Raw genomic sequence first — 10093 nt, forward strand, 5'->3', positions numbered from 1 at the left:
CTGATCTAGGTTGCTGAACGACAGGCCAACAGCTGGGCGAAGCTACTACCGGGTGAATAAAGCGTTCGCGGGCAAAGATGGCCGTGAGCTATCATTCCAACCCTCGTATTAGGCTCACCGGAAGTTCACCTTCCCGCTCAGACCCAAGATCGATCATTCAGTCTTCGGCAGATGAATGCCTGGTAGCCGCCAGCCTGCTTGGAGACACGGATGTTCATTCGCTTGCGCGCCATCTTTCGCCGGGCATTAGATGCCTATAACGCCTGGAGCAATGAGACTCGCTGCAAGCTAGCCGCCTTGAAGAGATACCCACGCGCGGCCGTCAGTGCTTATGAGGCCGCACATGCGTTCTTGGCCGCGCCCACTCATGAAAACCTGTTTGAGCCGCTAACCCCTGTACTCATTGAACCTGGGAAGATCCAGCGCTATGAACGCGAGTTACTAAACGGTCTGAGGAACGATCAGGTCAGGAACATCGCGATCACTGGTGAGTACGGAGCAGGGAAGAGCAGCGTGCTTCGAACCTTCGTCCATCGCCACCCTGAGTTCGTCTACGCGTTTGTTTCACTGGCAACGTTCGGCAAGGACACTGAGATCGCTGGGGCGTATGAGCTTGTTACCGATACCGACCTGGCCTCGGAGTCTCCGCGCTCAACCGAGTCCTCTGCCAAGGCAGGGCAGGAATCTAAATCCGAGGAAAACAAGGCTGAATCCGATCTCGTTGCTCGGATCGAGGAGACGATCGTCCAGCAGCTACTTTACTCCGTCCCTGCAAAGACGCTTCCCAAGACCCGCCTTAAGAGGATCGACCAGGCCTCAGGCCTGAAGATCTGGTGGAAAACGCTGTGCTATGGCTCCCTCATTCTGGCAGCGCTGAGACTGTACGTTCCCGTCGCAGAAAAGCTACCTAAGATCGAGCCGACTTGGCTTCTGGACTGGCTGCTTTGGATCCCGAGTCCACTTGCCGTCGGAGTTGCCGCGGTGGGGTGCATACACCTGCTGCACACATGCCTGAAGCTGGGCTCGCTATTCAGTATCGATGGTTTGACGCTCAAAGGCGGCAAACTGGAGACCACCCACCATGGATCCGTCCTGCACAAAAATATCGATGAGATCATTTACTGCTTTGAGCGCAGGAGCATTGACGTGGTGATCATTGAGGATCTCGACCGGTTCGGCATTCATGACGTGTTCACCCGACTGCGAGAAATCAATTTCATCATCAAGCAGTCACCCCAGGTGAGCCGACCTGTCTATTTCGTCTATGCGCTACGCGATGAAATGTTCGTCGTTGGCGAAAAAACCAAGTTTTTTGACCTCATCGTTCCAGTGATCCCGGTCATCAATTCAGAAAACTCCCAAGAAAAAATGATGGAGCTTCTGAACCTTCGAACCTTCCAATCAAAGCCCTTGGGCGAACACCTCGACCGTCGACTGGTGGAGACGGTCTGCTACTACATCGATGACCTCCGGCTGGTGAAAAATATCGTCAATGAATTCGATATGTTCTCAAATATCCTTGCCAGCGGCTTACGCCTAGAGCCAGACAAGCTGTTTGCGATTGTCGCCATTCGAAATCTGCATCCCGGCGCGTATGCCGACCTGGTCAAACGGCGGGGAGCGATCTATACGATCATCAAGGGCCTCGATGCTTGGAAAACCCAGCAGAACAGCGCCTTCGCCAGGCGGCTTGATGAATTGCGACGTGAGCGGGATGACCGAGTCTCCGAACTGGCCAACAATGTTATTGAGCTGAGGGCCTACGTCTGGTTCACGCTTCTTCGACTGGCCGAAATGGACACGGCAACCCATGTCCAAATCACTGGTACCCAGTACACGCAGAAGCAGTTCGTGACCGACGAGGTGTTCGACGTATTAATGAATCAAGCCGGGCCACTCTCAATGGCTGCCTTGGATCACTACGGGCGCGCCAGAAACTCATCTCGAAATGTCTCGAAGGCTGAGCTGCTCACCGCTACATCCTATGAGCGGCGCCATGCTTTGCTTGGGCGGCGACTTAGCACCATCGCGGACGAAATCGCAGAGGTGCAGAGACAATCGGATCAGGTCATCAGGATGTCGTTCAAGACCGCGGTCAAGAAAGGTTATGGAGACGTCGTAAGACACAATCTTCCGGGCTTGGACGTCGTGAGCTATCTAATGCAGCATGGCTTTCTCGATGCCGACTACACCGACTACCTAGGCTACTTCTATCAGGGATCGCTGACCCCTGGTGACAAAGATCTGATCCTGTCGCTGAGACGTGGCGTGCTGCCCGAGGTAGCCACACCTGTCGACAGCCCGAGTACCGTGCTGGAGAAGCTTAAGAGCGACGAGCTCGACGAGGGAAGGGGGATCATCGTCGATTTGATCGCTTGTCTCAGCGCCCGCCCGACCTCGCTCGCAACTGCCTCAGCAGACGTCCAGCTAAGCCATGTACTGAGGAGCGGCCTTAACGAACACACCGAACGAATGGCCATCGCAGTGCGCGAGCTTTTGAGCCGAACAGAAGCGGATGGATTTGTTCACGCCGTGTACCGACTTGAACCCAAACTTTTCCGTAGGCTTTTCGACGCTAAGGACACTGAGGGCGCGGGCAGTGTGTTTGAAGGAAGCGAGGCCCGTCAGTCCCTCGTCAAAGCAATCGTCGACAACCTGTCGGAATCCGACTTCAAGACCCTGGCCGATGATGCCTCGACGGATCTGGTGCCCACAATCGACGGGCTGGAAGACGCTTCACGACTGATGCCAGGATTAGAGAGCAATGTGGGAGCCTGGGCGTGGTTGAGGGCTTATCCAGTCCAGTTTGCCTCACTGGGCCATGCGATGAGTCTCGCAGAACTCGAAAGGCTGATCGACTGGGGTTGTATCAAGATCAACCTGCCAATGCTGTCGCTGATATGCGCGAAGTCGGAAGCCGGGCAGGATTCTAAAGACGCCAAATCCGAACCAGCAGATTTGGGCATCGTGTCCTTGCGTAGGCTGCAGGCTTTGGGCATCAATGGACTCGCTGATTATCTGCTATCTCACGCCGATGAGCTCGTCACCGCATTGCTGGATCAGTCTGCTGCCTTGGACGAGTCAAGCGAGACATTGGCGAGTCTGCTGGCAGAAGTGGACACAGATCACGACCTGACAGATAAACTGTTCGATCACACGACATGTGACCTACAAGCACTCACTGACGCCCCGAAGCACCTTTGGGCAAAAGCACTTGAGAGTGATCGCGTGGCGGCAGAAGCAGAGGCCGTATGGACTTATTTCGACGAGATCATTGCACCGGACGGCCACGTTTCGGGCGAAGAAAGTGGGTCGGAATCCACATCGGTGTTCACCGGTTTCATCGTTCGGAACGCATCGTCTCTCAAAGGCAAGCTGTGGCAGTCAACAAGCGCCGACTGGGCGCTGCAACAGTATCTTCTGAGCTCCACCAGCCTCAGTAATAACGTGCTCAAGGTACTGCTAGATGGCGTCGTGCTCCAAGACCTATCAATAATCAAAGCAGCGTTACCTGAGGGGCGCTGGATCATGCTCGTGGCCTCAACATTCCTTCCATACAGCTCGGAAGTCAGGGGCATCGTATTGAGTACTTTCCCACATCTCGAAGGCCAGTACCTGGCTGAACGGTGGGATCTAGCAAAGGCAGAGATCGATATCGGCGCACTCCAGCTCGACTCGATGCTCACGCTGAGCAGAAGCAAAGCGTTGCCACTCACACAGAAAATTCAGATGTGGTCAGGGCTTAGCCTAGAGACCATTGAAAGCAGACCCGAAGCGGTTCCTGAGCTAGGCCGTGTATCTACGCTTGCCAACCAAGCTGGCGAAAGGTTTGCTGACTCGCTGATGCCTGTGCTGCGACATCTGGTTCGCAACGCAAGCCTCACCCCGGAGCATCGCTCTGAAATGCTGACACAGTGTCTTCCAGGGATGAAGTGGCCGGACGTTTCACCAGCTCTAGCGTTGCTTGATGACGAGGACTTCAAAACAGTGAGCGCGAAGGTCAAGAAGATCAAGGTAAGGAACACTCAGTCAAATCTGAGGTTGGTCGGTGCGATGAAAGCTGAGGGGTACCTGGCAACGGTGACCCCAGAGGACGATGTCATCATCGCGACCACCAGGCCCTCGTCAATGACTGAGGAGGGATGGCTCTAGCCTGATCATTGAAGGAAGCTGCTCACGCGAAACAAGCATCCACCGCTTCGATGGCCTGCTCAGTGAATGTGACCATCCGTGCTGGCTTCCCGTGACTGGTAGCCGATCATTGCCTGATTGGCCCCTTCGGGAAGAGGCGATTGGAGACTATCCCGTGTACCCTGATCATTAGGGCTGACTCCCTAAGCGAAAAGTGCTGCTGGCAGTTTGGGTTCTTGATCGGCCGTTGAGCTAATGGAGTAGGGGATACGATGCGCTTGTTACCGCACACTAAGTGTTTCGCCACGAAACCCAGTCTCGCCTTACCTTGCACCCTCAGTACCTGCTCGGTGTCTGTGCTCAACAAGGGGCTAGCCCAACTCACTGTGACCCATCATCGCGACGTTCAGCCCCGTATTTTTGGTTTTGCATCAGGCAAGGCGGACTTGCCATTTTTGACTTATCGAGAAGGAAGTACTCATGAGTAAGCCTTTCAAAGACCGCATTCACGCCATGAATCAGATGTATAAGCTACCGATCAACAGCGCTCCCACGCTTCTGGCCGATCCAGCGGACAAGCTCAGGAAGTTCAAAGCCACACTGATGGCTGAAGTTCATGAGATCGATGAAATTGTCGAGAAGATCGAGAAAGGTGAAGCCGAAATCGATATCAAGGTTGCCATTGCCGATCTGCTGGGTGACGTGATTGTTTACTGCCGGTCTGAGGCCCTGAAATATGGGTTGCCGCTGGAGGACGTCCTGGACGTCATCATGGACAGCAACGAAAGCAAACTGGGAGCGGACGGAAAACCGATCTACGACGAGAACGGGAAGTTCCTCAAAGGCCCGAATTACTGGAAGCCAGAGCCCAAGATCAAAACCTTGCTTCTTGGCGCTGAGGACAAAGCGGACGCTTGATCGGAGAAAAGGCTTGAAACCTATCAAACTCGGTAAAACGCGTACGCTCAAAGACATCGAAGCGGCCATTCGTAAGATCTGCGACAGCCCAGGTGAGAGGTTTCTCATTCCGGCAGACATGCTCAGCGCGCGTCATGGTGCTATGCATGATGCCGCACGCCTGCAACTAATCGTTACCCTAGCCAGACAGCAGTTGCAGAGCGACTACCTGGATTTCAACCCGCAGGCCGATGCTCAAGCGCTGCAGCGCAACCTCGCTAACTGTTCGCCAGGTATTGCAGCCTTGCGCCTTTCCAAGGGTATCCGGCTCGGTGAGCAGACATTCAATCGCCGAGAGGTCTTTCAGGAGTCGGTGGAAAGAATGCAGGCCATGGACGCCGGTATATACAAGGACGTCGTCAACGGCCGAGTCGTCGATCTAATCTGTGTGGCAGGATCGAAGGTTCAGCACCTGCGACCGCTTTTTAGCGCTGAAGGCAAAGTGAAGCCTGCGTCCGAGATGACAACTGAAATGCGCAGACTCATTGACTTCGTCAACAAGCAGAGCGGGCGCACCGGTGTTCCAGATTCTCTCCTCGAAAGCTTGGGCCTGCTCTGTACTGAGCTTGTATCCAACACCCAGGAACACGCGACCTCAGACCATTTGGGCCACCCATATCTCGCCCATGTTGAGGGGGTCATGGTCGGCTGGAAGCGACTTGAGGATGAGGTTTTCGCTGAAGACTTCGACGGCAGTGAGGACTTGCGCCGTTACTGGCAGCGAGAGTCATCCACCACCGACAACGACAAGACCAGCCTACGCGCATTGCACATCAGCTTCTTTGACTCAGGCCCGGGATTTGCCCCCAGGTTTAGCGGCAGGCCGGTGCAAGAGATGTCGCTCGAGGAAGAGCGAGACTACCTGCTCAAATGTCTGCAACCACGCCAATCCAGCAAGACTTTGGACGCTGCGGGCATCGGCCTGCCTGCGATCCTGAACGAGCTTCGCAAAGTGGGTGGATTGATCCGTATCCGCTCCGGTCGGCTATGCATCTACAACCAGTTCGAAGAAAACGATTTGCACCGCATTGATGACGATTTCAGGGATTGGGACACCACCGATTTGGCGCCTGTTGCAGGGGCTGTTGTCACCATCATGATTCCGTTGAGGGGCTTGTAATGGAGCGTTTCTATCAATGGATGTCTGCTGTCAGCGACTCCACTGGCAGTCATGAAGCCTTGGTCGTCTGCTACAACGATTCCGAGCTCTCGGTTCAGCATGTTTTCACTGATATCGAGGAAGCGCTGAAGGCCCAACGGCATCTACCTGACTGCGTCTACATCCTCGGGACGTCTGACCAGTTATCCGTATTCAAGAGCGGTTGGGCTGACGAGCAAGACCGCCTGGCCAACCTCCTGAAGCGTGGCGAGAAAAACGCGCGCGTATGTGTCCATGAATACGTGTTCCTGGAATGGAATGGCGCAAGCTTTAACCCTCATGTGCTGGGCGGCAAAGAGCTTGTCTACCGTCATGATCCGAGCGCTCTCTTGAGGGATGGTTTGAGAACGCTGATCGAGAAGAACAACGTCATCCATGCAGCGCCATCCGCGCATTCCTTCAAGCACCCCTCCGGCACACTAAACAACGTGTTCATCCAGACCAGGGAACTGGCGAACGATGAGGCCGAGGTGTGTGTGGTCGGTTATGCAATTGCACTTGAGTACGGTGCCAGGCTGCGCCAGGCTGGCAAGGTCTACATCGACACCATGGGCATCTATCCATTCGTGAAAAATGCGCTCGCTCGCTTGGATAGCAAGGCCGAAGTCATGAGCTTTCACTCCTACGAGCGGCTCAAGACCATCTACCCGCCGGCAGGTGAGTATTTCTGTGTGGTATCAGCCTCCACATCTGGCGGCATGGCCAAGCAGATGGGGGAGCAGGGTTTCACAGGTGAATGCGTGGCCACACTGATCGATCGCACGGCGGATGGAAGATTCGGTGGCGTGCTGGTTGCCCTGGACGACGTTGACTACCCGCTGCCGGTCAAGGCGGAGGAAGGCTGCACGCTGATTGAGATCATAGGGGAGAACTTCTCGGCTAAATCCAAGCCACCCAAGTCGATCACGATATCCTTGAAGCATGACCCGAAGCGGCTGGCCAAATTCCACAAGTACTTCGGTATGGGTGGAATTGATGGATTCAACAGGTCGAGCAAGCTGTTGACGCTCAATCCGGATCTGCTGCTGGCAGACCCTGCCTTCAGGAAATGGCTGGCCGCTGAGATCGACTGGTCAGTCTCTATGGCGACCAACCTGATCGTCTACGCCGACGATGACGGGTCGAAGAAACTCGGCGAAGTGGCCCATGAGATGCTCAGCGAGAAATGGGGGGCTTCCAAGTCAATCCGATGCGTGCCTTACAGCGAGCTTGATCAAGTCGATTTTGAAACTGTCTCCGGGGTGCTGGTCGCGACAGTGGTTGCGCGTGATGGCGGTATTCTGAGGGAGATTAGTCGTGATCTGCGAGCCTACATGGACGCGACCGTGCCACGCAGGTTCCTTGCACCGATTGGAATTCCACAGAGCGCGAGAGCCTGGACGCTCCTCAAGACTTTCCTGATGAAGAACCCCACGCCCCGGGAGTATGGCTTCTCTAACTGGCTGTGCTTACCCATCGGTGATGATGGGAAAGAGAACGCATGGAATCGGTTGGCCAAGGTTGTCTCTGCCGGGCAGGTCGATGACGTCGGCTTCACGCCTGCAGTAGCGGACAAGGTTCGTCATCAGGCTCTTGATGAGGCCACTGAGCTGATTGAGGAGCACAAGCACAGCTTCCTGCCAAAACATGATGGCAACGCGCTTGCCTTATCCGACGGTTTTCTGTTCTTCGACGCCACAAGCGATGTGGGCAAGGATTGTGAAAACGTACCGCAGAGCACGGTGTTCTTTACGATTGCTGCCGTCCTGCAGTTCGCTCGGGAACACGAAGATCATGAGCTGCGCCTGCAACCGACGGGGTATGAGTCCGTGGTTTTATCACCGGAGTGCTTCCTCCGGTTTAACGACAACGTCCTACAAGCGTCATTCCTCCGGGCGTGCCTCCCTTCGGAGCTTGATTACTCAGCAAGCCCGGAGCTGAGCAAGCTGATGAAAGAGTTCATCGCCAAGGTATTTGCCCGGTGGGAACGGACTTACGGCGATGCCGCCCTGGAGTTTGCCGCCGCCCTGGCCACCGGTACGCTGAAGCTTACGCAGGAAGACACCCGGGCACTGCTCGAGGAGGCTATCGACAATCGTAAGGACAAGGCCTCCAGCCTCCTAGGGTTGCTCCTGCTCACCCAACGGACGCTGTTCCCTGCTTCTGAAAGGTAGCTAAAAGGGTGTAAACCGATTTTCAATACTGTTAACCGTCGTAGTTTACAGTGCAAAAAGTTGGTTTACACCTATCCGTATGACCGCAGTGACGGAAACACTCCCCAAAAAACTAAGGTTTTCCTTAGTTTTTGGGGATTTTTGGGCTGTCGGCTTGAATATCTAAGCTATTACTTAGTTTTTTCCTAGCATTACGCAGGCTCGAGCAGTGATCGAAAGGGTGATCACCTGGAACCAGCAAATTCCCGGTCATCAGCTTGTTCGACCGAGGCTTGAACGCTCAAGAGAGTAGGGGACACGTATCGTTAAAGCGCCTTGTCGCAGGTAACTGAGCAAGTGATCTAGCGTGCCGCTCCTTCAAGCCCCGGCGATCCAACGCTCCATCTTCCCTTGAAACCCATCCGCGCAAAACTCCAGATTTGGCCAATAGTTTTGGTACACCTCATAGTCGAGCGCCGCTGCGATCCCGCGGTTCTCGGCGTTCAAAACGCTCCATGCTCGATACATCCGGTGCTGCCAGTCGGTCTCTGTCACTAACCGGTTCGATGTGTTCCATGACCAACCATCCTTCATAAGCGTTGTAACGAAGAACTCTGCAGCTGCATTCGCACAGCCGGCGTCGTGGGCAATCATTCTGTCCAGGATCGAATAGGAAATGCCAATTGCCTGGAAAATCGATACCACTTGGCTGTCCAGTTTCTCACTAGATTGCGGAGCGTCTGAGGCGCTAGTCAGCTGCGGGATGAAGGCGTAAACGTTAGCGATTGGAGAGGTCATTGGTGCGGCCTTACATCGCATGATGTCTACCCAGGCACTCCGAAGTGAAGTCATGAGGCAAGCGGAGCGCGCAAGCACGAGGATGGAAGCCCGGAGGGCCAAGACCCAGACGCAGTCGGGGCTTGGTTCACGACAGCCGTGCCGCAGGCCGTGCCCAGCCCACAGGAGTTCATGCGACTGGTTTCACCGCGGTACGTGATCGCGAACAAAGCGCCCCACCTGCATCCTTGCCCTAGGGTTTGTCTGAAAAGTAAGGCCGCAAGCACTTCTCGATGCAAGCCAGCGTGACCATGGCTTTGAAGCTACTCGCCAGTTTGTCGTATCGGGTACAGATCCGACGTTTTTCCTTGAGCCAACTGAATAGCCGTTCGACCACGTTGCGCTTTTTATACTGCGGCCTGTCGAAGGGGTGATGCCGAGATAAGGGAAAATTAGGACATTTGTTCTATAATGGACTGATATATATTGATTTTTATGACCTGTCGGCTCCACGAAGAGTCAAGGCGAAGCTTTTTTACTTACCTTGTAATAGCTGGTCAGATGGCTCTGGCATGTGTGCCGGTTCATGCGCCACATGCACCATCGCTGTTCGCAAGCGGTGCTAGTAGCTTCAGCCGTTCAGTCGCTTCGACCAAGCGTGCCTCCAGGTTCTGCGCTTGCTGCGCCTGGGTCGCGGAAATCTCGCCCAGTCGGGACACCTCATCCTGCAAAGTGCGACAACGCTGCTCAAGGGTTTCATTCAAGCGCTCGGCACCGGCCAGCGAGATCTGCAAGGCCTCAAGGGCCTGAACTTTCTGTGCCAGTAGCTGTTGCTGCGCATGTTGCTCTTTTTGCAACTGCCACGCCTCGGTGAGCAGGCGTGCATTGTCGCGGTTTAGCTGTGTCAGCTCGTCCTGTTTAATTATCAAGGTCTGTT

At 54.8% G+C, this 10093-nt stretch carries 5 protein-coding genes and 2 pseudogenes; 4 read left to right on the top strand and 3 right to left on the bottom strand.

Annotated elements, in window-relative coordinates:
* Positions 1–210 precede the first annotated feature (210 nt).
* From M5G11_RS13555 to M5G11_RS13570, 4 genes are all read left to right on the top strand, one after another.
* Complete coding sequence (locus tag M5G11_RS13555) at positions 211–4152, top strand: YobI family P-loop NTPase (RefSeq protein ID WP_273913956.1); 3942 nt, start codon at positions 211–213, stop codon at positions 4150–4152.
* Positions 4153–4611: 459 nt separating this feature from the next.
* Entirely contained in the window at positions 4612–5049 is a 438-nt protein-coding gene (locus M5G11_RS13560) for a MazG nucleotide pyrophosphohydrolase domain-containing protein (protein WP_273913955.1), read from the top strand.
* A gap of 13 nt (positions 5050–5062) precedes the next feature.
* On the top strand, positions 5063–6208 hold the full coding sequence (locus tag M5G11_RS13565) for a hypothetical protein (RefSeq protein ID WP_273913954.1): 1146 nt from the start codon (positions 5063–5065) through the stop codon (positions 6206–6208).
* Positions 6208–8400, top strand: coding sequence for a hypothetical protein (locus tag M5G11_RS13570; RefSeq protein WP_273913953.1), 2193 nt, complete (start codon positions 6208–6210; stop codon positions 8398–8400). Before M5G11_RS13565 ends, M5G11_RS13570 begins: the two co-directional genes overlap by 1 nt.
* A gap of 357 nt (positions 8401–8757) precedes the next feature.
* On the opposite strand, the gene M5G11_RS13575 is transcribed toward M5G11_RS13570, so the two are convergent.
* From M5G11_RS13575 to M5G11_RS13585, 3 genes and pseudogenes are all read right to left on the bottom strand, one after another.
* Entirely contained in the window at positions 8758–9177 is a 420-nt protein-coding gene (locus M5G11_RS13575; protein ID WP_273913952.1) for a hypothetical protein, read from the bottom strand.
* Positions 9178–9409: 232 nt separating this feature from the next.
* Positions 9410–9583, bottom strand: a pseudogene (locus M5G11_RS13580) (transposase); the annotation flags it as partial.
* Between the two features lie 157 nt (positions 9584–9740).
* A pseudogene (locus M5G11_RS13585) lies at positions 9741–10093 on the bottom strand (cointegrate resolution protein T); the annotation flags it as partial.

The sequence above is a fragment of the Pseudomonas fontis genome (genome assembly GCF_028656955.1).
GTDB lineage: Bacteria > Pseudomonadota > Gammaproteobacteria > Pseudomonadales > Pseudomonadaceae > Aquipseudomonas > Aquipseudomonas fontis.

Excerpts from the sequence above, each read along its gene's own strand:
- M5G11_RS13555 (WP_273913956.1), top strand. The coding sequence starts at position 211 with ATGTTCATTCGCTTGCGCGCCATCTTTCGCCGGGCATTAGATGCCTAT.
- M5G11_RS13560 (WP_273913955.1), top strand. The coding sequence starts at position 4,612 with ATGAGTAAGCCTTTCAAAGACCGCATTCACGCCATGAATCAGATGTAT.
- M5G11_RS13570 (WP_273913953.1), top strand. The coding sequence starts at position 6,208 with ATGGAGCGTTTCTATCAATGGATGTCTGCTGTCAGCGACTCCACTGGC.
- M5G11_RS13575 (WP_273913952.1), bottom strand. The coding sequence starts at position 9,177 with ATGACCTCTCCAATCGCTAACGTTTACGCCTTCATCCCGCAGCTGACT.